Genomic DNA, 23,396 nt, shown 5'->3' with positions numbered 1-23,396 from the left:
TGTTCTAGAGTTTGACGGCGTTGCCGCTGCGCACGCTCTCGTCGGCGGCGAGGCAGACGGCGAGCGACTTCACGGCATCGTCCATGTGGCGGGTGAGGTCGATATTTTCGCGGATGGCCTTGAGCAGGAAGGCCTGCTCCAGGTCGCAGAGCTCCTGGTGTCCCGGCTCGCCTTCCATCGACAGCAGCTGGTCTTCCTTGGCGAAGCTGCCGTCGGGTCCGGTCGCGGCGCTATGCAGCCGGATGGTCGAGGTCTTGGTGTGGGTGTCGATGTCGTCGGACTTCACGCCCTCCTTCATGACGATCGACACGCAGCCCTTGGGCGACATCACGTCCTTCACGAAGAAGGCGGTCTCGGAGATCATCGGCCCCCAGCCGGCTTCGTACCAGCCGACGGAACCATCCTCGAACAGCACCTGCAGGTGGCCGTAATTGTACATCGACGGCGCCACCTCGTCGCTGAGCCGCACCCCCATGCCGCGCACCTCGACGGGCTTCGCGTCGGTGATCTGCAGCATGACGTCGAGATAATGCACGCCGCAGTCGACGATCGGCGAGGTCGTCCGCATCAGCTGCTTGTGCGTCTCCCAGGTGTGGCCGGAAGACTGCTGATTGAGGTTCATGCGAAAGACATACGGGCCGCCGAGCTTGCGCGCCTCGGCGATCAGCCGGATCCAGGACGGATGGTGGCGCAATATATAGCCGATCACCAGCTTCCTGCCGTTGGCCTTGGCGGCATCGACGACGCGTTGCGCGTCGGCTACCGTCGTTGCCAACGGCTTTTCGACGAAGACATGGCAACCCGCCTCGAACGCCCGCACCGCATAGTCGGCATGGCTGTCGGAATAGGTGGCGATCGCAGCCACATCCGGCTTCTCGTCGCGCAGCGCATCCTCGAAGGAGCGGCGGATGTCGTACCGCTCAAGCCCGTTGGACAGCGGCACGTCGGAACGGTTGATCAGCGCCGCGATCTCGAAGCCTGGATTGGTGTGATAGGCCAGCGCATGGCTGCGGCCCATATTGCCGAGGCCGGCGACGACGACGCGAAGGGGTCTTTCTTCACTCACTTGACGGCTCCCGATGTGATGCCGCGGATCAGCTGCCGCGAGAAGATGACATAGAGGATCAGCACCGGCAGGATCGCCAGCGACAGCGCCGCCAGGATCGCGTTCCAGTTGGTGACGAACTGGCCGAGGAAGAGCTGCGCGCCGAGCGTCACCGTCTTGGTCTCTTCCGACGGCGCCAGGATCAGGGGGAACCACAGATCGTTCCAGATCGGGATCATGGTGAAGACGGCGACCGTTGCCATCGCCGGGCGCACCAGCGGCAGCACCAGCCTGAAGAAGATCGTGTATTCCGAAAGCCCGTCGATGCGGCCCGCGTTCTTCAGGTCGTTGGACACCTGCTTCATGAATTCCGACAGGATGAAGATCGCCAGCGGCAGGCCTTGCGCGGTATAGACCAGGACCAGCGCCGTCAGCGTGTTGACCAGGCCCGTCGCCACCATCAGCTGCAGGATGGCGACCGTGCCGAGGCGGATCGGGATCATGATGCCGAGCGCCAGGTAAAGCCCCATGAGAGTGTTGCCGCGGAAGCGGTATTCCGACAGCGCGAAAGCGGCCATCGCGCCGAACAGCAAGACGAAGAACAGCGAGGCGACGGTGACGACGAGGCTGTTCTGGAAATAGTGGAAGAAATCGCCCTGGCCGAACACGGTGGTGTAGCCGATCAGGTCGAAGGTCTTCGGTGTCGGCGGCGTTAGTGGCGCGCCGAAGATGCCCGCGCGCGACTTGAACGAATTCATCACCACCAGGATCACCGGGAACAGCGCAATCGCCGTGTAAGTGATGAGGATCGCATGCGCGCCGAGGGTGCGGGGCAAGGAGCGGGTTGCTGTGCTCATGGCGCGCCTCAGAACTGGTAGCGACGCAGGCGCGTCTGCACGAGGAACAGGTAGACGCAGACGCCGGCGAGGATGATGAGGAACATGATCGTGGCGATCGCCGCGCCCATGTTGGGATCGCCGACCTGCAGCTGGAAGCCGAAGAAGGCGCGGTAGAGGAAGGTGCCGAGGATGTCGGTCGAAAAGTTTGGCCCGGCCAACGCGCCTTGCGCCGTGTAGATCAGGTCGAAGGCGTTGAAATTACCGACGAAGGTCAGGATCGAGATGATGCCGATCGAGGGCAGGATCAGCGGCAGCTTGATCTTCCAGAACTGCGCCAGGCCGGTGACGCCGTCGCATTCGGCGGCCTCGATAACCTCGTCGGGGATCGACAGCAGTGCCGCATAGATCAGCATCATCGGAATGCCGACGAACTGCCAGACTGAGATTAAGCTAAGGGTAGTTAGCGCGTATTCCTCCTTGCCGAGAAGCGGCGGGATCCGGATTGGTGCGCAATATGAAAGGTCGAATATGCCAATGTGAACGGCAATCCAGGCGGGAATGTCGCACTTGAAGACCGCGATAAGGCTTGGGATTACATTCCATAGCGGCGCCAGGATCAGCTTCCAGGCGAAGCCGACGATGACGAAGGACAGGATCGTCGGCACAAAGATCGCCGTGCGGTAGAAGGCGGTGAAGCGCAGTTTCGGGCTGGAAAGCAGCGCCGCCAAAAGGATGCCGATCGGGTTCTGCACCAGCATGTGGATGATGAAGAACCAGACATTGTTCCTCAGCGCATTCCAGAAATTCACCGACCAGTTCGGGTCCCCGAACAGCGTGCGGAAATTGCCGAGGCCGACGAACACCTGGGACTGCTCGATGTTGCGGAACAAGGAGAGCTGCAGCGTGCCGAACAAAGGCAGGATCATGAAGGCGGTGTAGACCAGCACCGCCGGCGCCAGGAAGACGCCGACATGCCAGCGGATCGGTCTTTTCGCTCGCGTTTCTTCGGCCATGGTTTCGGTGTCCATGAGTTCGGTTCCCCGCCGTCTCTGGGTTCCAGTTCGGTTGATGCTAGCTGATGCCTCGATGCACGGCCTGGCTGTCCCCTCCGGGGTTAGACAAGGCCAGCGACAGATCGGCTCCGTCTTCCCCGCGAGATCGAGGGTAAGACCGGGAGGCTGCGCCGACAATCGCTATCTGGATCTGTTCGATGCCGGCCGGGCGCGCGCCCGGCCGGCATCGCCATCGATCGACTTTACTTCGCCGGCTTGTACCAGCTGTCGAGGCCGTCCTGCAGCTTCTTGGCCGCGGCTTCCGGGGTGTCGGTGCCGTTGATCACATTGGCCGATTCAACCCAGGTTTCGTTCTCGAGGTTCGGCGTGCCGCGCGACAGGATCTGGTAGGTCGAGCGGATCGTCGACTTGCACTTGCCGCGCCAGGAGACGAATTCCTGCGCCAGCGGGTCTTCCATCTTCACCGGCGTCGAGTTCAGGCTGAAGAAGCCCGGCAGCGCGTTGGCATAGATGGTGGCGAAGTCCGGCGAAGCGACCCATGACAGGAACTTCTTGGCTTCTTCCGGATGCTTCGACGCCGCGTTCAGGCCCATGCCGATATCGGTATGGTCGGAGATGTAGCAGGTGTCGCCGGCCTTCTGCACCGGCGGCGGGAAGGCGCCCATCTTGAACTGCGCCTGCGTGTTGAACAGGCCGATCTCCCACGAGCCGGCCGGGTAGATTGCGGCGCGGCCGAGCGTGAACAGGTTCTGGCTGTCGGGATAGGTCTGTGCCTCGAAGCCGTCGCCGAGATACGGCTTCCACTTGGCCAGTTCCTTGTAGGGCTCGACCCAGTCGGCATCGGTCAGCTTCTGCTCGCCCTTGATCAGGGCAGCGCGGCCTTCCTCCCCCTTCCAGTAGTTCGGGCCGATATTCTGGTAACCCATGGTCGCGGCTTCCCAGAGGTCCTTGGTGCCCATCGCCATCGGAATGTAGGTGCCGTCGGCCTTGATCTTGTCGAGTACGGCGTAGAACTCTTCGTTGGTGGTCGGCACCTTGAGGCCGAGCTTGTCGAAGGCGTCCTTGTTGTAGATGAAGCCGTGGATGACCGAGGCCATCGGCACGCAGAAGCTCGACTTGCCGTCATCGGTCTGCCAGGCGGCCTTGGCGACGGGCGAGAAGTTCTCCATGCCGGGCAGCGAGGAGATGTCGGCAAGGTTGCCCTTCTTGAACAGCTCGAGCGACTTGTCGAAGGGGCGGCAGGTGATGAGGTCGCCGGCCGAGCCGGCGGCGAGCTTGGCGCCGAGCGCTGCGTCATACTCGGTCGGAGCCGAAGGCGCGAACACCACCTTGATGCCGGGGTTCTTGGCTTCGAAGGCCGGGATCAGCTTGTCCTTCCAGATGGTCAGGTCGTCGCCGCGCCAGCTTTCGATGTTGAGCGTCACGTCCTCGGCCAGGGCCATCCCGGTGGTGCCGAGAATGCTTGTGCCGAGCAGAAGGGCCGTCAGTAGTTTGGTCTTCATCTTCAGTCTCCCTGTTGACCTTTTTCAGGTTCGGTTTTGATGAGAACAGAGGCTCAGCGCCCCTTGCTCCCCTCGATCTCGGAAAGCGCCGGCCGAAGCTTTTGGCCGGTTCCTTCCAGTATCTTCTCGGCCGCATCGGCGTTTGCCGCGCCCGCGGCGAGCAGAATGGCGGTCTTGACCACGCCGCCGCTCTCCTCGAGCAGGCGGGTGGCGTCGTCGCGGCTCTTGCCGCTGATGGCGGCGACCATGCGCACGGCGCGGTCGCGCAGCTTGATGTTGTCGGCGGTCAGGTTGACCATATAGCCGTCATGGACATGGCCGAGATGGATGGCGGTGAGCGTCGAAAGCATGTTGAGCGCGATCTTTTGCGCAGTGCCGGCGCCCATGCGCGTCGAGCCGGCGATCAGCTCCGGCGGCGTTTCGAGCAGGATGGCGACATCGGCCTGCTTGAACAGCGCGGCGCCCCGGTTGTTGGCGAGGGCGACGGTTGCCGCGCCGCGGCTGCGCGCGTCCTGCAGTGCCTGGACCGCATAGGGGGTCGAGCCGCTGGCGGAAATGGCGATCAGGCAGTCGCCCTTGCCGATGGCGGCCGCGGCAACGGCCGCCGACGCTTCCTCGGTGTCGTCTTCGGGGCCGCCGGCCAGCGTGCGAAAGGCATTGTCGCCGCCGGCGATCAGGATGGCGATGCGGTCGCGGGCGATGCCGAAGGTGCCGGGCAATTCCAGCGCGTCGGCAACCGCCATCAGGCCGGAACTGCCGGCCGCCGCATAGGCGAGCCTGCCGCCGCTCTTCAACTGCTTCGCGATGAGTTCGGCGGCGGCAGCGATCGCCGGAATGGCGCCGTGCACGGCTTTGGCGGCCTCGATCTGGGCGTTGGCCAGGAACGCCAGAATGGCTTCCGGGGCCTGGACATCCAGCCCCTCGGCATTCTGGTGAAGCGCTTCCGTGCGCGTCTCGGCCATCCATTTTCCTCCGACCTGGTCGAACAATACCAAAAAAATACCACTTGTCCACACGCATTAACGAATTTCAGGACGCGCAGCGCGCTTGCCGGGGAATTGACGTGGGTTTTCAATAAGATACCGCTTAATCTTTTTTGAACTGAAATTAACTCTTGGCTATTGGTATTTTATTGGTATTATCCGGCCCCGAGGAGAAATCGCGTGAAATTCGTGCTTGGCATCGATGGCGGCGGCACCAGCTGCAGGGCGGCCCTTGCGACCGTCGACGGCGCCGTCGTCGGCCGCGCCAGGAGCGGCGCCGCCAACATCCGCACCGACCTCACCGGCGCGCGCGCCAACATCGTCGAAGCGGCCAGGCAGGCTTTCCTCGCGGCTGGCGCGGACCCGGATTTGATTCCGCAAACACCGGCCATTCTCGGCCTTGCCGGCGCCAATGTCGGCACCTACCGGCAGCAGCTCGAAGCAATCCTGCCGTTCAGCCGAAGCCGCGTCGAAACCGACGCCGAGATTGCGCTCGAGGGCGCGGTCGGCTCCGGTGACGGCGCTATGGCCATCCTGGGCACCGGCACCGCCTATATGGCGCGCAAGGGCGGAAAATCGCGCGCCATCGGCGGCTGGGGGTTCCAGGTCGGCGACCAGGGCAGCGGCGCCCGCATCGGCCGCGACCTGCTGGAGCAGACGCTGCTTGCCTATGACGGCATCCGTCCGGGCTCGCCCTTGACCGACGCAATGCTTGCCGTCTTCCGCAACAATCCGGAAGACGTGGTCGAATTCACCACCAACGCCAAGCCCGGCGATTTCGGCGGCTTCGCGCCGAAGGTTTTCGAGCATGCCGAAAAGGGCGATCTTGTCGCCAATTTCATCCTCGCCAAGGCGGTGGCCGATGTCGAGGCTTCGCTCGGCGCGCTCGATCTCGCCGACGACGCGCCGCTCTGCCTGCTCGGCGGCCTGGCGCCGCTTTACGCGCCGCGCCTGTCGGAGCGCTACCAGGCGCTGCTCAAAGCCCCGCTCGACGATGCGCTCGGCGGCGCCGTGCAGATGGCCGTGCGCCTGTTCGCAGGTGGCTCGGAGGTGCCGCGATGAGCGCCGCCGACCAGATCTTCGCGATGCTGAAAGAATCCTCGCAGAGCGGCGCGCCGCTCTATCTGCAGCTGAGAAAGAGCATCGAGGAAGCGGTCAATCGTGGCCTGATCGGTCCGGGCGACGCGTTGCCGTCCGAGCGCGACATCGCCACCAAGGCGGATATCTCGCGCGTCACCGTGCGCAAGGCGGTGCAGGACCTGGTCAAGGGCGGCATCCTCGTCCAGCGCCACGGCTCGGGCACTTTCGTCGCGCCGCGCATGGAGCGCGTCGAGCAATCCCTGTCGCGGCTCACTTCCTTCACCGAGGACATGGCGCGCCGCGGCATGAGCGTGCGCTCGGTTTGGCTCGACCGCGGCCTCTATGCGCCGTCGCCGGACGAGATGATGGTGCTCGGACTGTCCTCGACCGAGCTGGTGGCGCGCGTCGCGCGTCTGCGCATCGCCAACGACACGCCGCTGGCGATCGAGCGCGCGGCGCTCTCGGCCAGCGTCCTGCCCGATCCCGAAGCGATCGGTTCCTCGCTCTACGCCGCGCTTGGCATAACCGGCAATCGCCCGGTGCGCGCCGTGCAGCGCATCTCGGCCACCAATCTCGGCGATGCCGACGCGCGCCTCCTGGAAGTACCGCCGGCGGTTGCGGGCTTGCAGATCGAGCGCATTTCCTATCTGGCGAGCGGCAAGGTGATCGAGTTCACCCGCTCGGTCTACAGGGGCGACGCCTATGATTTCGTCGCGGAACTCCGGCTGACCGGGCCGGGAGAGGAGATCCGGCCATGAGCGCCACCACCACCCATATGCGGCGCGAGATCGACGAGATCCCGGAAGCCGCCGCCCGCCTTCTGGACGGCTCGGCTTCGGCTTTGGCCGAGGCAGGGCGCGGCCTGCGCGAGCGTGACCCGCAATTTGTCGTCACCGTGGCGCGCGGCTCGTCCGATCATGCCGCGACCTTCATGAAATACGCCGTCGAGCTGACAGCCGGCCTTGCGGTCGCCTCCGTCGGGCCGTCGATCGCCTCCATATACGGCGCAAAGCTCAGGCTGCGCGGCTCCGCCTGCCTGGCGGTCTCGCAGTCGGGCAAGAGCCCGGACATTGTCGCCATGGCCGAAACGGCAAGGGCCGGCGGCGCGCTCACCGTCGCCATCACCAACACCGCCGACTCGCCGCTCGCGCGGGCTTCCGACTATGCCATCGATATCCTCGCCGGGCCGGAGCGCTCCGTCGCGGCCACCAAGACCTTCGTCAATTCGGCCGTCGCCGGCCTCGCGCTGATGGCGCACGCCACCGACGACCAGGCGCTGCTCAAGGCGCTCGCCGGCCTGCCGGCCCATTTCGAGAAGGCGATCGCCTGCGATTGGATGGCGCTCGCCGGCGCCTTGGAGGATCCGCAGTCGCTCTTCATCCTCGGCCGTGGCCCATCCTTCGCCATCGCCAGCGAGGCGGCGCTGAAATTCAAGGAAACCTGCGCCATGCATGCCGAGGCCTACAGCGCGGCGGAAGTCATGCATGGGCCGCTGGCACTGGTCGGGCCGGGTTTCCCGGTTCTGGCGCTTGCCGCGCGAGACGCCTCCGAACCCTCGGTCGCCGAGGCGGCCGATGGCCTGACGGCCAAGGGCGCCGCCGCCTTCATCACCTCCGACAAGGCCAAGGCCGCGAGGCTTCTTCCCCATGTCGCCACCGGCCATCCGCTGACCGATCCGCTGCCGTTGATCGTGTCCTTCTATGGCTTCGTCGAGGCCTTCGCGCGCCATCGCGGCCTCGATCCGGATACGCCGCGCAATTTGCGCAAGGTGACGGAAACCGTATGAGCAACCGTTTCGCACTCACCGGCGCTCGCATCTTCGATGGCGCCGACTGGCATGACAACGCCGCCCTTGTCGTCAAGGGCGATTTCGTCGAGGCCATTCTGCCCGCCGGCGCCATTCCGTCCGGCGTTCCGGCGGTCGAGACCGGTGGCGGCCTGCTGGTGCCCGGCTTCGTCGACATCCAGGTCAATGGCGGCGGCGGCGTCATGCTCAACGACCATCCCGACGTCGCCTCGATCGAGACCATCTGCCGGGCGCACGCGCCTTTCGGCACCACGGCGCTGCTGGTGACGCTGATCACCGACACGCCGGCGATCACCGCCGCCGCCATCGCTGCGGGCGGCGAGGCGGCCCGGGAAAAGGTGCCGGGTTTCCTCGGCCTGCATCTGGAAGGTCCGCATCTTTCCCTGGCCCGCAAGGGCGCGCATGATCCGGCGCTGATCCGGCCGATGACCGATGCCGACCAGGCCGCGCTGATCGCCGCGCGCCAGGATCTGCCGGTGCTGCTCACCACGATCGCGCCGGAATCGGTCGAGCCGGCTCGTGTCACCGCGCTGGCCAAGGCCGGCGTTATTGTGAGCCTCGGCCATACCGACACAAATTACGCGTCGGCCAGCGCCTACGCCGAAGCCGGCGCCACGGTGGTCACGCATCTGTTCAATGCCATGAGCCAGATCGGCAACCGCGAGCCAGGCCTGGCCGGCGCGGCGATCGACACCGGCGGCCTATACGCCGGCATCATCGCCGACGGTATCCATGTCCATCCGGCAACGATGATCCTTGCGCTGCGCGGCAAGCAGGGTCCGGGCAAGATCGTGCTGGTCACCGACGCCATGGCGACGATCGGCACCGACATGACGTCGTTCACCCTCAACGGCCGCACCATCTACCGCAAGGACGGCAGCCTGAGGCTCGTCGACGGCACGCTGGCCGGCGCCGACCTCGACATGATCTCCGCCATCCGCTTCGTCCATCGCGTCATCGGGCTCGATCTCGATGAGGCCTTGCGCATGGCCTCGCTTTATCCCGCCGAGGCAATCGGCCAGGCGCATAGGCTCGGGCGATTCGCCAACGGGACAGCTGCCGACATTGTTGGGCTGTCCGAGAACCTGGACGTGACGAATGTCTGGATCGGCGGCGAGAAGGTGTTTGGAGCGTAGGCCTTTCGATCCCATCGTCAATTGGGAAACCAACGCAAGCGTTCGCGATTGGCCGGCGCCTTCGCGCGTCGTCATCCTCGGGCTTGACCCGAGGATCCATGCCGTGACCTGTGATGTAGAGTGCAACGGTGCAGAATTCTGCAATGTTAGCAGCGCGGTAGCGTCACGGCATGGATCCTAGGGTCTGCGCGCGTCGCTTCGCTCCTTGCTCCGCCCTAGGATGACGACCCGATGGCCGTCTCGGCTAATCTCCGAGGTTCGCCGCTCATAATTGTTAGCCATCTTTGCCGGCATAGATATCCTTATACGCCTCGCGCAGCACGTTCTTCTGCACCTTGCCCATCGTGTTGCGCGGCAGCTCTTCGACGAACACCACCTGCTTCGGGTGCTTGTATTTCGCCAGCCGGCCGGCAATGGCGCCGGCAATGTCGGCGGCGCTGATCGTCGATCCCGGCTTGCGCACCACGACCGCCGTGACGCCTTCGCCGAAATCTGGATGCGCGACGCCGATCACCGCGCTTTCGGCCACGCCGTCGAGCGCGTCGATCTCGCTCTCGATCTCCTTCGGATAGACATTGTAGCCGCCCGAGATGATCAGGTCCTTGCCGCGCCCGACGATGTGGACATAACCGTCGGCATCGATCAGCCCGAGGTCGCCGGTGATGAAGAAGCCATCGTCCCGGAACTCGGCTTTTGTCTTATCCGGCATGCGCCAATAGCCGGCAAAGACGTTCGGTCCCTTGACCTCGATCATGCCGATCTCGCCCTGGGCGAGCGGCCTGCCGTCCTCGGGATCGGTGACGCGCAATGAAACGCCGGGCAAAGGGAAACCGACCGTGCCGGCGCGCCGCTCGCCGTCATAGGGGTTAGATGTGTTCATGTTGGTCTCGGTCATGCCGTAGCGTTCGAGGATCGCGTGGCCGGTCCGCTCACGCCAGGCCTTGTGCGTCTCGGCGAGCAGCGGCGCCGAGCCGGAGATGAAGACCCGGATCGTCTTCGTCGCCTCGCGCGTCAGGCCCTCCTGCTGCAACAGCCGCACGTAGAAGGTCGGAACGCCCATCAAGGTCGTCGCGCGCGGCATCAGTGACAGGATGCGCGCCGGATCGAATTTCTGCTCGAACAACATTGTCGCGCCGGCCATTAGGACGACGTTGGTGGCGACGAACAGGCCGTGCGTGTGGAAGATCGGCAGCGCGTGGATCAGCACGTCGCCGGCGCCGAAGCGCCACTGCTCGACCAGCACGCGGGCGTTGGACGCAAGATTCTCGTGGCTGAGCATCGCGCCCTTGGAGCGGCCGGTCGTGCCGGAGGTGTAGAGGATGGCGGCAAGATCGTCCGGCCCGCGCGCGACATCGCTGAACTCCGTCGCCTGCCGTGAAGCCTGGCTGGCCAGCGTTCCCTGACCGTCGCGGCCGAGCGTGAGCACCGTGGCGCCGATCGACGCGGCAAGCGGCTCGACGCCGGCAAGACGGTCCGGATCGCACACGATCAGCCTCGGCTCGGCGTCGCGGAAGAAATAGTCGAGCTCGGGCAGGGTGTAGGCTATGTTGAGCGGAAGGAAGACCGCGCCGGCGCGCAGACAGGCGAGATAGAGCAGCGCAGCCTCCGGGCTCTTCTCGACCTGGACGGCGACGCGGTCGCCCGGCTCGACGCCGGCTTGCGCCAGCGCATGCGCCAGTTGCGCCGACTTTGCCAGCATGTCGCCATAGCTGATCGAGCGGCCGTCATCCGTCTCCATCAGCAGCCGGTCTGGAGCCGGCATCCGGGAACGGAACGCGTCGAAAAGATGATTGGTCATGCAGGGTTCCTCAGGAGCGGACGCCGAATGGCACATGCGTCGCGCTCGCCTGAGCGAATAGCAGATTTGGACGCCGGAGCAAAAAGACCGTGGCGGTTTTCCGTCGCTATCTGCGGCGCGCCTTGGCGACGCCAGCCCTCGGATCATAGCCCTGGGCGAAGCGTTCCATGCACATCGCGGCAGTGAGGCGGTAGTGGTTGAAAAGCGCCTCGACCGCGCCGTCGGCGTCGCCATCCAGCGCGCGCTCGGCGATGATGCGGTGCTCGCCGAGATCGTCGCGGCCCATGCCCGGCCCGTTTTGCGAGATCAGCCGGTAGCGCGAGGCCTGGTCGGAAAGCTGTTCGCAGAAGCCGATCAGCCAGTGCGAGCGGCAAGCCGCGATCAGCGCCCGATGAAAGGCGCGGTGCAGCTTCTCCCATTCCGGATCGTTGGTCGAGGGATCCTCCGGCAGGCGACGCTCGGCGCGGGCCAGGCGGTGGAGGGCCAGCACCAGCTGTTCTTCCCATTCGGCCGTACGGTGCGCAATGGATTCGCGCAGCGCCCGTTCCTCCAGCCAGCAGCGCGTCCGCGTCAATTCCTCCAGTTCCGCGGCGCTGACCGGCATGAGGAAGAAGCCGCGCTGGTCATGCCGCCCAAGCAGGCCTTCGGCGGCAAGGCGGTTGAGGGCCTCGCGCACCGGTGAGGCGCCCGCGCCGTAGCGCGAAACGACCCACTCGACACGCAGCTTGCTCTCGGCCTCCAGCGCGCCGCGCAAAAGATCATCGCGGAGCTGTTGGTACACTGAACTGGCCAGCGTGCTCTTGACGCCCTTGCCGTCGCCCGGATCGGCAGTTCCGTGTGTCAAATGAACTCCTATTGCTTGCCCAGTTTTGTCAGGGCCCCTCGGTCAAGCAATTTCCCGTACATGTATCATACAGCCGGGCAAGGGGGGCTCAAGCGATAGATGATGATATTCGACTTTAAGACAAGGCGGCTGGTCTATTGAATGTGCGAAGTAGAATCTCGACAAAGAAACCGCTGTTCCTGCATGGCGCCATATATACTGAACAGTCGTTCAATGAGCGCCTTGTCTCTGCAACTTCCGCGAGAGGCTGGCCGGTTGTATATTAACTGGCAGCCTTGTCGGCAGCGGTGCGAATTGCTTCGATGTTTGCCCTATAGGCTTCGACGCTGCCGCCCTTGAAGACGGCGGCGCCAGCCACCAGCACATTGGCGCCGGCCGCGGTCACCAGCGGCGCCGTCTGGGCCGAGACGCCGCCATCGATCTCGATATGGATCGGCCGGTTGCCGATCAGCGCCTTCACCCGCCTCACCTTGTCGACGATCGCCGGGATGAAGGCCTGCCCGCCGAACCCCGGATTGACGGTCATGATCAGGATCAGGTCGAGCCGGTCGAGCACATATTCGATCGCCGTCTCCGGCGTCGCCGGGTTCAGCGAAACGCCGGCTTTCTTGCCGAGGCTCCTGATGGTCTGCAGCGAGCGGTCGAGATGCGGCCCGGCTTCGGCATGCACCGTCATGCCGTCGCAGCCGGCCTCGGCGAAAGCCGCCAGGTAAGGATCGGCCGGCGCGATCATCAGATGACAGTCGAAAAAGGCCTTGGTGCGGTTGCGGATCGCCTTGATCACCGGCGGGCCGAAGGTGATGTTGGGCACGAAATGGCCGTCCATCACGTCGAGATGAATCCAGTCGGCGCCGGCCGCAGCGACGGCCTCGACTTCATCGCCCAGCTTCGAAAAATCCGATGCCAGCACCGAAGGCGCGATCAGGGTCTTCTTGCTCATGGCGCAAACTCTCCTGGCAGTGCTGCGCGCGTCAGTCGCGCCTGTCAGGGCGACTGCCTAGACCATGATCCGGCCAAGGGGAAGCACGTTTTCCAAAGGCGGGTTTGCCCGCCTGCCGTGAGCCCTTCTTCGATGTGGAAAAGAAAACCCGCCGGATCGCTCCGGCGGGTCTGGTCTCCAGCCGCAGGATTACGGCTTGAAGTTCTGGTTGTTGGCGCCGCTCGGGTCCTGAATGATCCGCCGCGGCTGGCGTTGCGGCACCAGCTGCTGCAGCACGTTCGGGTTGAGCAGGATGCCGGGGTTGATCTCGATACCCGGCCGCCTGCGGATCGGCGTGCAATCAGGGAACCGTCCGGTGGTGCCGACCGGGCAGCGCCGCCGGGTGAAGACTGGCTGGCACTGGCCGTCAATGAACTCCGCACCCGGCGCGCATTCCACCTGCGCCTTGCGGCACGCGCCGTCGCGGATTTCGGTCCCGCGCGGGCAGACGCAGTCGCCCCGCTTGTTGTGGACCTGGCCGCGGATGGTGCACTGCTCCTGGATCGGCTTCGGCCGCTGGCAGGCCTTGCCCCGCACCTCCAGGCCGTCCGGGCAGGCGCAGTTGCCGTTGGCGTCACGCAGCTGGCCGCGGATCGGGCACTGCTTCGACCCGATCGGCCGGCAGGCGCCGTCACGCACCTCTGTGCCGCTCGGGCAGACGCAATCGCCATCGGCGTTGCGGGACTGGCCGCGGATGCGGCACTGGGCAGGCGGCTGCCGGTCAGGTACGCAAGCCTTGGCGGCGCGGTCGAGATGCGTCCCGTCCGGGCAGGCGCAGCCGTTCGATGTCGGCACTGCGCCACGGATCGCGCATTTCGGCGGGACGACCTGGCAAACGCCGTTCACCAGCTCGCCGCGGCGGCACACGCAGTTGCCGTCCTGGTCGCGGTACTGGCCGGGACGCAGCGTGCACTGCGGCTCTTCCGGTATGTCGCTCCGCACGCATTTGCCGTTCTCCAGATCGGTCCCGCGCGGGCAGACGCAGCGTCCGTCCGCCGTCCGGACCTGCCCCTGCAGCAGGACGCAGCGCGGCGGTGGCGGCAGCGGCAGGAGCTTGGTGCCTCCACCGGACGTGCCCCCGCTGCCCGAACATTGGCCATTGCGGAAGGTGGTGCCCTCCGGGCAGACGCAACGGCCGGCCGAGTTCATCACCAGTCCATACAAGCACTGGTTCTTCACCTCGTGCCGGATGGTGAAGGGATGGCACGCATAAGCCTTGCCGCGATCGCCCTGCACGTTGGTCAAGTCGCGCGACAGCACGTCGCCGCCGCCTTGCACCGGCGTGTTCGGAGGAAGCACGCCGACGCAGTTCTGTCCGCTGACCGAACCCTGCAGAGCGGCGAGACGCCCATCCTCAGGAAGGATCACGGTGACGTGGTGGCTGTGGCTTTCGCCGGCGCCCAGCGTCAGATTGGCAATGCAGGATAGAGGCAGCGTCGTCGGTTCCGGCGAGCATCCAAAAGGCGGATCGATCGAGGTGATCTGAACGCCTTCCAGCCGGCCGAGACCCTCCACGCCGATCGCATCGCCGATGCGGACCGGACCGGAGAAGGGGTGGGGCCCGTCATTCGTGATGGTGATCTCGAACGAGCAGAGTTCTCCCGGCTGGCACTCGGCATCGCCGGTCTTCTCCACACGGATGGTGGAAGCGCCGCCGCCCTTCGCGCAGGCCTGGCCGATCGGGTAGACGATGTCGTCACCCGGCGCCGGCCCGAAGTTGCCGCGCGCGCAGTTCTCGAACGCGCCATTGCCGCTCACCGTCACGTCGAAGTGCCGGCTGGTTCCGGGCGTCATCACGGCGCCGGGGATCTGGCACGACAGCGTGTTTGCAGGCACGGGGCCGCAGGTCCATTCCGCGCCGTCAGGGGTGACGGTCTGGATCTGGACAGGCGCTCCGCCCGACACCAGCGTGGCGGCGTCGTTCACCCGCACCGGACCTGTCGGCGCCGCGGTGCCGGCATTGCTGACGGTGATGCGGCAGGAAACAGCCGCGGCACCGGCCAGCGAACCGCCGCAGGTCTTGGTGATGCGCAGGCCGGGCTGGCCGCCATTCGGGTGGCGGATGCGCTCGGTCGCGCAGGCCTTGTTGTTGGCGAGGTCGACCTCGCCGGGAATGCCTTTCACCTCGGCGCAGTTCTCCACCGTGTCCGGCCGGTAGTTTGCCGGCATCACCGCCTTGACAACGATCGGTGTCGAGGCGCCCGGAGGCAGCGCGATGCCGGCATTGTCGCAGCGGAACTGTCCAGGCCCGTTCGGTCCGCAAGCCCATGGCGGGCTCGGCCCGAAGATCGACGAGGTCGGCGCGCCGCTCGGATAGGTGTCGATCACCGTCAGCGGCCCGCTATAGGTGCCGGTGCCGTTGTTGATGATGTCGATCACGAAAGTGCAGACGCCGTCGGGCGTGCAGACCGGGGTGCGGGCGCGCTTCTTCAGGATCAGGTCGACCTTCTTCTCGACCGGCGGGTTGCACTGCGGATCGCGATCGCCACGGCGGCAGATCGGGATCGAGGCGCAGCCGCGGTCGTTCTGCTGGCTGCCGAACAGCGGCTTGCCGCTCGCCTGGTAGTCATAGGCGGCGCAGTTGCGCAACGCGCCGCCCTGCCAGCCGCCCGCCGGCTTGAAGCCGAGCTTGAGGTTGACCGAGGCGCCGGGGTTGAGCGTCGTTGCCGGATAGGTGCAGGTCATCGGCGTCGTGCCGGGCACGCAGACCCAGGGCGCATTCGGCCCGGAGGTCAGCACCGAGCCTGCCGGCAACGTCACCTCGTCGAGCACGATCTTGCCGTTATAGGGCGCGTCGCCGACATTGGTGACGGTGATGGTGAAGTCGCAGCCGCCGGCCATCGTGCAGCGCGGCACGTCGGCATGCTTCTCGACCTTGAGGTCCGGCTCCTTGTCCTTCGGCGGGCATCTCAGATCACGCGGGATGACGATGTCGATGACCTGCGTGCAGCAGAGCCCCCAACCCTCCTTCGGCCCGGCATAGGTGTCGATGCCGGTAACGATGAGGTGGATGGCCTCGCCGGGCGAGGCGCCGATGATCTTCCAGTTCAGCACGCCGCCGCCGACCGGCACCTTCTGCATGTCGGGAACGATGGTGATGCCGGTCGTGGTCGTCGACACCTGCACCCATTTACCGCCCATCTCGGGTCCGACCGGCATATGGTAGATGAAGGCGCCGCCGCCGGGCACGCAGTCGACCGTGCCGTGCTCGACCTTGAAGCATTCCTTGCTGGGAGGCGGAGGCGGCGGGTTGCATTTGGTCAGGTCGATCCTGATCGAGGTTTTCACCCCGGTGAGGAAATCGCCGTCGTCGGGCTTGTCCGGATCCTGCGAGGGGATGGTCGTTGCCGGTCCACCCCGCAGCGAGACCTTGATCTCTCCCTGGTTGTCGACAGTCGCCGGCGCGGGAAAGGCCGCGTGGTCTATCTTGGCGGTGATCCGGAAGGTGATGATGCGTTCGTTGGCGGCGCCGACGCCATCGAGGTTGGCAGCGCTGATGCGGAAGTTGGAAACGCCCGCCGTGTCGTTCGGACCGGTCGACGCGCTGATTGAGGCGGCCGGCAGCGGTCCCCCGGAGGCGCTGGTGCCGTCGCCGGCGACATCGACGCTGACGATCTGCAGGCCGTGCGGCAGCTGGTCCCTGAAATCGAGCCTTGTCGCTTTGAGCAAGGCCGCCACGCTTGGCCGGTCGAAGTCCTGCGGGTCGCCATGGATGCCGAAGCTCAGGACATATTCGACCCTATCGCAGCTTCTCTGGCCGCCCTTCTTGGTGAAGAAGGGCACGATACGCGCGAGTTCCGCGTTGATGCCGCGTGCCGGATTGGCGGCCTGGCTGGTCGCGGCCGGAGCCTGGTCCTGGGCGAGCGCCGGCAGAGCCGGCGTCATGGCGACGGCGATACCGGCCGCCATAAGCCAGCGCGCGCCGCGCCTGGCATATGACAGGGGTTTCATGATCGTCTCCATGACGGTTTTCGTTTCGCGCGGAGCGAGGCGGGAATGGGCGAGATCGCTCATCTTTCCCTCCTCGGCGCTTCGCAGTCGACGGTCGGCGTTCTGAGCGGCAGCGTCATCTTGCAGCAAGGGTAGTAGCCACCCTTGTTTTGGTCGGACTTGCGGTAGAAGCAGAGCCCGACATTGACGGTATCGCCCGGATCATGGCCGGTGATGTCGACCGTGTAGGGCTTGCCCGGGACATGCGACATGGGGGTCGTCACCCCGACGCCGGGCGTCCTGGACTGCACCTTGATCGAATCGCCGCCGAAGCCGGCATGGTCATGGAGAGTGAGTTCGGCCCGCAGCCCGCGCGGCGTGCAGTAGTAATGCACGTCCTCGACATCGACGCAGGGCGGCAGGTTGCCGGGCGGCGGGAAGTCGGGCGGATAGAACGGAGGCAGATAGCCGCCGGGGATTTCCTCGTAATAGCCGGCGCGACCCTCGCAGGGGCGCCAGACCCTGACGTCGCCGACATGGCCTTGCACGTCCGGGTCCTCGAAATAGCCGTCGAAGTCGACGAACCATGAGCCGAAGGGCGGCACGTTGGCCGGCTTGACCAGCGGGCTCGGCGTCAACTGCACGCCATGCACGGCAAGCGGTCCCCCGGCGGCGAGCCGCTCGGCAAGCTCGGGATTGTCGCGCAATTTGTCGCCGGTGTTGACGACGGTGTCGGTGCAGACGGACGTGTCGAGATTGCCCTCGGCGTCGTAACGGTATTGCAGGTCGACGCCGCCGGCCGACTGGCGGTTGCCCTGCGGGAAGCCGACCGCATATTCCTCCGGAACCTCGACCCAGGCCGATTCCGTCGTCGGATCATCCGGATCCTCGCGCCAATAGCGGATCAGCTCGCCTTTGCCGGAGGAGGCGAAACGGCTGTAATCGTAGCGGTTTTCTACAAGGCCGCGCTGGGCGAGATACATGAAGCCCTTGTTGTCGAAGGCGATGTCGGTGACGGCATAGTCCTGGTTAGCCTTGACCGTCAGCTCCCAGCGCGGATCGCCGGCAAAGCTTCCGTCGCCCGCAATGCCGACCGACCAGATTTCGGCTTTCTCGCCAACGGAATAGTAGAGCCGGCCGCCATGATAGGAAACGGCCCAGACCCGGCGCGCATCCTGCGTGTAACCCCAGGTCGCGGGGTCTTCGGCGTCGAAGGCCGTGCCCTGGATGTCCATCACGACGCCGTCATCGGCGACCGGGGCAAGCCCATGCGCCGGTCGCCCGGCGACGCCATGGTCGAAGCTGTCGATCAGATTGCCCTCGATATCGATGCGGTGAATGAGCCCCGTGTCGAGATCCGAAGCGAAGAACTCGCGATGGGTCGGATCGAAGGCGAGGTTGCCGATGCCGGGGCCGCTGTTGGTGTCGATGTCGGCGAATTTCGATACCGCGCCGGTGATGCCGTCGATCTTCCAGATCGTGCCCGGGCCGCCGCCATTTTCGGTGCCGAACTGGCCATCCATGAAGACCGCACCCGCGGCGCCGCGGCGCTGCCGTTCCGGCCTGCCGTCATCGTCGGCGTCCGGCGTGACGATCTCGACGCCGTGCAGCGATGTCGCGGCCGCATAGAGGTTGGGAACGCCCGACGGCACGCCGTCGCGCACGCCATCGTCATAGGTGAGGCCGAACACCTCGCCGATCTGCCCAGCCGTCACCTCGAAGGGCGGCGGCGTGAAGACAAGCTGACCCGAAGCCGGGCCGCCGAGATGCGAAACGTCGAAAATACGCAAGGATGCGCGAGACGTGTCGATGAAGGTCTCGTCGACCGGGTCGACGCCGGGCGGCAGACCCCCCTTTTCGGAATCGGGAGGGTCGAAATCGGGAATGATTGTGCCCGGAAAACCGGTGACAGCCATCGATCCGGGATAGATTATCTCCTGCGCCTTCGCCACGCCGCCGATCCACAAGCCGGCGGACAGCGCCAAAGCGAGAATTCCGCTGCCTGTCGCGATTGCGCGGCGCAAACGGCCGCCACGGGAACGCAGGAACGAGCCGCGAACGCCAGACATTGAACTCCCCCCGAAGCCGCTGGGAGAAGCGTCCGCCCCTACCGCGCCAACCGGGGCAAGGCGCGGCGTTGCGGCACGTTCTTCCCCGATCGAATTGTCTGTTTTCCTCCTTGTGACGATACGCCGGCTGCTGGGCAGGGTCAACGGAATCAGCCGGAAGCCCAGCGCGTCGACCCCATCCCGAAGGCGGTGATCGCGCCGGACTCCCGCTGTTCCCGGAGACCGCGAAGTCTCTGGGTTTCTTGTCATGGCGGCTTTCCTTTCCGGGCCGCATCATCGCGGCGCCTGGCCGTCAGTCGCCGGCCGGCGGGGAAAGGTTCATGTCAGGATAGCGGAGCGGAAAGCGCTCTCGGATGTCACCAGATCCAGTCGCCGCGCCCGAGCGCCGAAACGGCCTCGACGATGCGGGTGAAGCTGGTCCGCGCCCGGCCCACCATGTGCCGGGCCCTGAGGTATCCGTGCACAAGGCCGGGCTCCTCGAACCAGGTGGCGCGTCCGCCGGCCGCGATGACGCGGTCGCGATAGGCTTCGCCGTCGGACGACAGCGGATCGCATTGCGCGGTGATCAACACGGTCGGCGGCAGGTTGGTGAAATCGGCGTCGGCGAGCGGGTAGAGCGTGATGTCGCCGGTCATGTCGACGCCGCCGGTGCGGACATGCCTGTAGAAGTCGAGGTCGCGCACGGTCAGCATCGGCGCCTCGGCATGCGTAACGTAAGAGCCCTTCGAGTGGTCGCCGCCGAGGCCGGGATAGATCAGCACCTGGCCGGCCGGCTTCTTGGCATGGCCGCGCGTCGCATGCGCAACCGCCGCGCAGAGATTGCCGCCGGCGCTGTCGCCGCAGAGCAGGACCGGGCAGTCATAGGTCTTGGCGGCCCATTCGAAGGCATCCATGGCGTCGTCGAAGGCCGCCGGGTGCAGATGCTCCGGCGCCAGCCGGTAGTCGAGCGAGACCACCTCGAAGCCGGTGCGGGCGCAAAGCTCTGCGCAGACATCGTCATGGCTGTCCAGCCCGCCAAGGATGAAGCCGCCGCCATGGATATAGAGCACCATCGCGGCTCCGTTCGGAACGGCGTTGCGGTAGATGCGGATCGAGATGCTGTTGGTTGGTGCGGCAACGGCAAGCGTCTCCGCCGTCACGCCTTGCGGATAGCCGGCAAAGAACTCCCGGCACATCCGGTCGTAGATCGCGCGCTGCTCTTCGATCGTGTAGTCGATCGTATCAGGCGGATAATAGGAGTTGGTCTTCTCGATGAAGGCCCACGTTTCCGCGTCGATGAGGGTTCTGTAGTCGGTCATGATTGATGACCAACTTCAGATGATGGCGCCCAGGCCCCCTCTCTGTCCTGCCGGACATCTCCCCCTCAAGGGGGGAGATCAGATGTCGCGAAGGCTTTCGCCAATCTCCTGCGTCGCAAGAGGAGCGCTGAGCCCGAAACTGCCAATCTCCCCCCTTGAGGGGGAGATGCCCGGCAGGGCAGAGAGGGGGGCCTGGCTCCGTCATCTCCGTAGAGTCACTTCCCCTTCCAAACCGGATCGCGCTTCTCGGCGAACGCCCGGAAGCCTTCCATATTGTCTTCCGACCCGTAGAGGATATCGACGGTCGGCAGCTGCCTCCTCGTCACCTTGTTCATGGCGTCCTGGAAGGTCAGCGCCTCGGCCACTCGCGCGGTTTCCTTGATCGAGGCAAACACCAGCGGCGGGCCGCTGGCGAGCAGCCGCGCAATCTCCCAGACGCGCTCCTCGAGCTTGTCCTTGGGCAGGACCTCGTTGACCAGGCCCCAGCGATGCGCCTCGGCGACATCCATCCAGCGGCCGGTGAACAAAAGGTCCATGGCGATGTGGTAGGGAATGCGCTTCGGCAGCTTGATGGTCGCGGCGTCGGCCAGCGTGCCGGCGCGGATCTCGGGCAGCGCGAAGGAGGAATGGTCCGAGGCGTAGATGAGGTCGCAGGACAGCGCCAGTTCGAAACCGCCGCCCACCGCCATGCCGTTGACGCAGGCGATCACCGGCTTGTTGAGGTCGCGCAGTTCCTGCAGCCCGGCGAAGCCGCCGACGCCATAGTCGCCGTCCACCGCATCGCCGGCGGCGGCCGCCTTCAGGTCCCAGCCGGCGCTGAAGAACTTGTCGCCGGCCGTCTTGACGATGGCCACCCGCAGCTCCGGATCGTCGCGGAACGCCTTGAAGGTCTCGCCCATCAGCCGTGACGTCTTGAGGTCGATGGCGTTGGCCTTCGGCCGGTCGAGCGTGACTTCGAGGATCGTGCCTTCGCGGCGGGTGGTGATGACGTCAGCCATTCTTCTTTTCTCCAAGCACCAAGAGGGCGTCCGCGATCCAGGCGCCCTTGCCTTCGGCGCAGACGATCAGCGGGTTGATGTCGAGTTCCTCGATCTCGCCTTCGTTCTTCTGCACGAAGTCGGCAATGCCGGCGATGGCGTCGATGGCGGCGTTGACGTCGGCTTTCGGCCGGCCGCGATAGCCCTCGAGGAGCGGATAGAGCCTCAGCCCACGCAATGCCGCCTCGATATCGTCGCGCGTCGCCGGCAGCATCAGCGTCACGCTGTCGCGCAAAAGCTCCACCAGCACGCCGCCGGTGCCCAGCGTCATCACCACGCCGAACATCGGGTCGCGGGTGAAGCCGACGATCAGCTCGGCGACGCCGTCGCGCACCATGCGCTCGGCATAGAGCCCGGTGCCGAGCGGCAGCAAATCATGCGCGGCGGCGCTGACGGATTCGGCATCCTTGAGATTCAGCCTGACGGCGCCGACTTCCGATTTGTGCGTCACGCCGAGTGCCTTGAGAGCGACCGGGAAACCCAGCGTCATGGAGGAGATCACCGCCTCGACCGCATTGGAGGCGCGCTCGCCCTTCGGCACCGGCAGTCCGGCCTTGATCAGCTTTTCCTTGGCTTCGGCCTCGTCCGGCGTCACATGCGCGCCGTCGGACAGGCCAGCGGCCGTGGTGTCGACCGGCTGCGCCTGCGGCTCGCGCCAGGCCCAGCCGATGAAAGCGGCAGCCTGGGCGGCATCCATGGCTTCGGAAATGCCGAACAACGGCACCATGCCCCGCGCCATCAGGCCTGCAGTGTATTCCTCCGGCAGGTTCTCCGGCAGCGAGGAGACGATCGCGCCCTGCGCCTTGTTGGTCTTCAGCGCCGCTTCGAAGGCGCGCAGCGTCGCCCACCAGTCGACGTCCGAGCAGCGGTCCGGGCGCGGGAAGTCGAGCACCAGCATGTTCAAGTCGAAACCGCCCGACACCATCGCGGTGAAGGTCGCGGTCATCGCCGGCTCGTTGTTCCAGATGAAAGTGTGGTAGTCGAGCGGATTGGCGACCGCCACCAGCGGGCCGAGCGTCGATTTGACATGCGCGCGGTGTTCGGCCGTCAGGGCCGGGAAATGCACCCAGCGCCCCTCGGCGCTGTCCGCCATCACCGAAGCCTCGCCGCCGGAGCAGCTCATCGATGACAGCTTGTAGCCGGGCAGCGGACCGGTGATGTGCAAAAGCTTCAGCGCCTCGATGAAGGCCGGAATGGAATCGACGCGCGCGATGCCCAGACGCTTCAGGAAAGCGCCGGAGGCGGCGTCGGAGCCGGCGAGCGAGGCGGTGTGCGACACGGTCGCCTGCCTTGCCTGTTCGGAGCGGCCGACCTTCATGGCGATGATCGGCTTCTTCAATTCGCGCGCCCGCGCCGCCAGCCTCTCGAAGCCGGCGACCGAATCGAAGGCCTCGATATGCAGGCCGAGCGCGGTGACGCGCTCGTCCTCGATGAGGCCGAGCGCCATTTCCGAAAGGCCGGTCTGCGCCTGGTTGCCGGCCGTCATCAGAAAGGCGATCGGCAGGCCGCGCTTCTGCATCGTCATGTTGATGGCGATGTTGGACGACTGGGTGATGATGGCCACGCCCTTCCCGCCTTCGGCCAGGCGGATGCCGCCATGCTGGTCGGGCCACAGCAGCGCGCCGTCGGCATAGTTGATCAGGCCGTAGCAGTTCGGCCCGATGATCGGCATCTGGCCGGCGGCGGCGACGAGCTCGGCCTGCAGCCGTTCGCCATCCTCGTCATAGGCCTCTGTCTCCAGGAAGCCGGCGGCAAAGCAGACGGCGCCGCCGGCGCCGCGCTCGGCCAGTGCCTTGATCACCTCGATGGTGAGATGCCGGTTGACGCCGACAAAGGCGGCGTCCGGCGCGCCAGGCAGGTCGGCGACGGAGCGGTAGGCCTTGCGGCCGGCGACCTCGTCCTTGGTCGGATGCACCGGCCAGATTTCGCCGGCAAAGCCCATCTTGATCGACTGCGCCACGACGGCGGCGGCCTGCGCCCCGCCGAACACGGCGATCGATTTCGGGCGCAGGAGACGTTCGAGTTTATGCATGGTC

Annotated in this window: 17 protein-coding genes; 4 read left to right on the top strand and 13 right to left on the bottom strand. The window is 65.7% G+C overall.

The window, feature by feature from the left end; genetic code table 11:
* Window positions 1–4: 4 nt before the first annotated feature.
* The 5 genes from EJ069_RS22630 to EJ069_RS22610 form a co-directional block, all read right to left on the bottom strand.
* Window positions 5–1,066 (bottom strand): Gfo/Idh/MocA family oxidoreductase, encoded by a 1,062-nt coding sequence (locus EJ069_RS22630; protein ID WP_126063197.1) that lies wholly within the window; start codon window positions 1,064–1,066, stop codon window positions 5–7.
* A complete protein-coding gene (locus EJ069_RS22625; protein WP_126063196.1) occupies window positions 1,063–1,902 on the bottom strand; it encodes a carbohydrate ABC transporter permease in 840 nt (279 codons plus the stop codon). Before EJ069_RS22625 ends, EJ069_RS22630 begins: the two co-directional genes overlap by 4 nt.
* An 8-nt stretch (window positions 1,903–1,910) precedes the next feature.
* Complete coding sequence (locus tag EJ069_RS22620; RefSeq protein ID WP_126064843.1) at window positions 1,911–2,897, bottom strand: sugar ABC transporter permease; 987 nt, start codon at window positions 2,895–2,897, stop codon at window positions 1,911–1,913.
* 242 nt (window positions 2,898–3,139) lie between these two features.
* Complete coding sequence (locus EJ069_RS22615) at window positions 3,140–4,399, bottom strand: ABC transporter substrate-binding protein (RefSeq protein WP_126063195.1); 1,260 nt, start codon at window positions 4,397–4,399, stop codon at window positions 3,140–3,142.
* Window positions 4,400–4,452: 53 nt separating this feature from the next.
* The gene (locus EJ069_RS22610; RefSeq protein ID WP_126063194.1) at window positions 4,453–5,361 is read right to left on the bottom strand and encodes an N-acetylmuramic acid 6-phosphate etherase; all 909 of its coding nucleotides are present in this window, start codon (window positions 5,359–5,361) and stop codon (window positions 4,453–4,455) included.
* A 201-nt stretch (window positions 5,362–5,562) separates the two neighbouring features.
* Here EJ069_RS22610 and EJ069_RS22605 point away from each other — a divergent pair, with 201 nt between their 5' ends.
* From EJ069_RS22605 to nagA, 4 genes are read left to right on the top strand one after another with little or no spacing between them, the layout of a single operon-like run.
* Window positions 5,563–6,444: an N-acetylglucosamine kinase gene (locus tag EJ069_RS22605; protein ID WP_126063193.1), complete on the top strand. Its 882-nt coding sequence runs from the start codon at window positions 5,563–5,565 to the stop codon at window positions 6,442–6,444.
* On the top strand, window positions 6,441–7,220 hold the full coding sequence (locus tag EJ069_RS22600) for a GntR family transcriptional regulator (RefSeq protein WP_126063192.1): 780 nt from the start codon (window positions 6,441–6,443) through the stop codon (window positions 7,218–7,220). Before EJ069_RS22605 ends, EJ069_RS22600 begins: the two co-directional genes overlap by 4 nt.
* Window positions 7,217–8,248, top strand: a complete 1,032-nt coding sequence (locus EJ069_RS22595) for an SIS domain-containing protein (protein WP_042637388.1) — start codon at window positions 7,217–7,219, stop codon at window positions 8,246–8,248. Before EJ069_RS22600 ends, EJ069_RS22595 begins: the two co-directional genes overlap by 4 nt.
* On the top strand, window positions 8,245–9,405 hold the full coding sequence (gene nagA, locus EJ069_RS22590; protein WP_126063191.1) for an N-acetylglucosamine-6-phosphate deacetylase: 1,161 nt from the start codon (window positions 8,245–8,247) through the stop codon (window positions 9,403–9,405). Before EJ069_RS22595 ends, nagA begins: the two co-directional genes overlap by 4 nt.
* 274 nt (window positions 9,406–9,679) lie before the next feature.
* Here the strand turns inward: nagA and EJ069_RS22585 are convergent, their stop codons facing one another.
* The 8 genes from EJ069_RS22585 to EJ069_RS22545 all read right to left on the bottom strand — a co-directional run bounded on the left by EJ069_RS22585 (window position 9,680) and on the right by EJ069_RS22545 (window position 23,392).
* Window positions 9,680–11,203, bottom strand: coding sequence for a malonyl-CoA synthase (locus EJ069_RS22585; protein ID WP_126063190.1), 1,524 nt, complete (start codon window positions 11,201–11,203; stop codon window positions 9,680–9,682).
* 106 nt (window positions 11,204–11,309) lie between these two features.
* Window positions 11,310–12,047, bottom strand: a complete 738-nt coding sequence (locus EJ069_RS22580; protein ID WP_126063189.1) for a GntR family transcriptional regulator — start codon at window positions 12,045–12,047, stop codon at window positions 11,310–11,312.
* A gap of 262 nt (window positions 12,048–12,309) precedes the next feature.
* Complete coding sequence (rpe, locus tag EJ069_RS22575) at window positions 12,310–12,987, bottom strand: ribulose-phosphate 3-epimerase (RefSeq protein WP_126063188.1); 678 nt, start codon at window positions 12,985–12,987, stop codon at window positions 12,310–12,312.
* Between the two features lie 189 nt (window positions 12,988–13,176).
* Window positions 13,177–17,040 carry a hypothetical protein gene (locus EJ069_RS22570; protein WP_126063187.1) on the bottom strand — a complete coding sequence of 1,288 codons (3,864 nt, stop codon included), beginning with the start codon at window positions 17,038–17,040 and terminating at the stop codon, window positions 13,177–13,179.
* Complete coding sequence (locus EJ069_RS22565; protein ID WP_126063186.1) at window positions 17,037–19,025, bottom strand: hypothetical protein; 1,989 nt, start codon at window positions 19,023–19,025, stop codon at window positions 17,037–17,039. The genes EJ069_RS22570 and EJ069_RS22565 overlap by 4 nt, the downstream gene beginning before the upstream one ends.
* 356 nt (window positions 19,026–19,381) lie before the next feature.
* Window positions 19,382–20,323 carry an alpha/beta hydrolase gene (locus tag EJ069_RS22560; RefSeq protein WP_126063185.1) on the bottom strand — a complete coding sequence of 314 codons (942 nt, stop codon included), beginning with the start codon at window positions 20,321–20,323 and terminating at the stop codon, window positions 19,382–19,384.
* Between the two features lie 215 nt (window positions 20,324–20,538).
* Window positions 20,539–21,321, bottom strand: coding sequence for a carnitinyl-CoA dehydratase (locus tag EJ069_RS22550; RefSeq protein ID WP_126063184.1), 783 nt, complete (start codon window positions 21,319–21,321; stop codon window positions 20,539–20,541).
* The gene (locus EJ069_RS22545; RefSeq protein ID WP_126064842.1) at window positions 21,314–23,392 is read right to left on the bottom strand and encodes an acetate--CoA ligase family protein; all 2,079 of its coding nucleotides are present in this window, start codon (window positions 23,390–23,392) and stop codon (window positions 21,314–21,316) included. Before EJ069_RS22545 ends, EJ069_RS22550 begins: the two co-directional genes overlap by 8 nt.
* Between the last annotated feature and the right edge of the window lie 4 nt (window positions 23,393–23,396).

Source organism: Mesorhizobium sp. M2A.F.Ca.ET.043.05.1.1, from assembly GCF_003952445.1.
In the GTDB taxonomy this organism is placed as follows: domain Bacteria; phylum Pseudomonadota; class Alphaproteobacteria; order Rhizobiales; family Rhizobiaceae; genus Mesorhizobium.
Note: the sequence above shows the minus strand (reverse complement) of the source record. Positions and strands in the feature narration are given on the sequence as shown.

Coding starts and splice junctions, on each gene's coding strand:
- EJ069_RS22625 (WP_126063196.1), bottom strand. CDS start 1,902: ATGAGCACAGCAACCCGCTCCTTGCCCCGCACCCTCGGCGCGCATGCG.
- EJ069_RS22620 (WP_126064843.1), bottom strand. CDS start 2,897: ATGGCCGAAGAAACGCGAGCGAAAAGACCGATCCGCTGGCATGTCGGC.
- EJ069_RS22615 (WP_126063195.1), bottom strand. CDS start 4,399: ATGAAGACCAAACTACTGACGGCCCTTCTGCTCGGCACAAGCATTCTC.
- EJ069_RS22610 (WP_126063194.1), bottom strand. CDS start 5,361: ATGGCCGAGACGCGCACGGAAGCGCTTCACCAGAATGCCGAGGGGCTG.
- EJ069_RS22600 (WP_126063192.1), top strand. CDS start 6,441: ATGAGCGCCGCCGACCAGATCTTCGCGATGCTGAAAGAATCCTCGCAG.
- EJ069_RS22595 (WP_042637388.1), top strand. CDS start 7,217: ATGAGCGCCACCACCACCCATATGCGGCGCGAGATCGACGAGATCCCG.
- nagA (WP_126063191.1), top strand. CDS start 8,245: ATGAGCAACCGTTTCGCACTCACCGGCGCTCGCATCTTCGATGGCGCC.
- EJ069_RS22585 (WP_126063190.1), bottom strand. CDS start 11,203: ATGACCAATCATCTTTTCGACGCGTTCCGTTCCCGGATGCCGGCTCCA.
- rpe (WP_126063188.1), bottom strand. CDS start 12,987: ATGAGCAAGAAGACCCTGATCGCGCCTTCGGTGCTGGCATCGGATTTT.
- EJ069_RS22570 (WP_126063187.1), bottom strand. CDS start 17,040: ATGAGCGATCTCGCCCATTCCCGCCTCGCTCCGCGCGAAACGAAAACC.
- EJ069_RS22565 (WP_126063186.1), bottom strand. CDS start 19,025: ATGTCTGGCGTTCGCGGCTCGTTCCTGCGTTCCCGTGGCGGCCGTTTG.
- EJ069_RS22560 (WP_126063185.1), bottom strand. CDS start 20,323: ATGACCGACTACAGAACCCTCATCGACGCGGAAACGTGGGCCTTCATC.
- EJ069_RS22550 (WP_126063184.1), bottom strand. CDS start 21,321: ATGGCTGACGTCATCACCACCCGCCGCGAAGGCACGATCCTCGAAGTC.
- EJ069_RS22545 (WP_126064842.1), bottom strand. CDS start 23,392: ATGCATAAACTCGAACGTCTCCTGCGCCCGAAATCGATCGCCGTGTTC.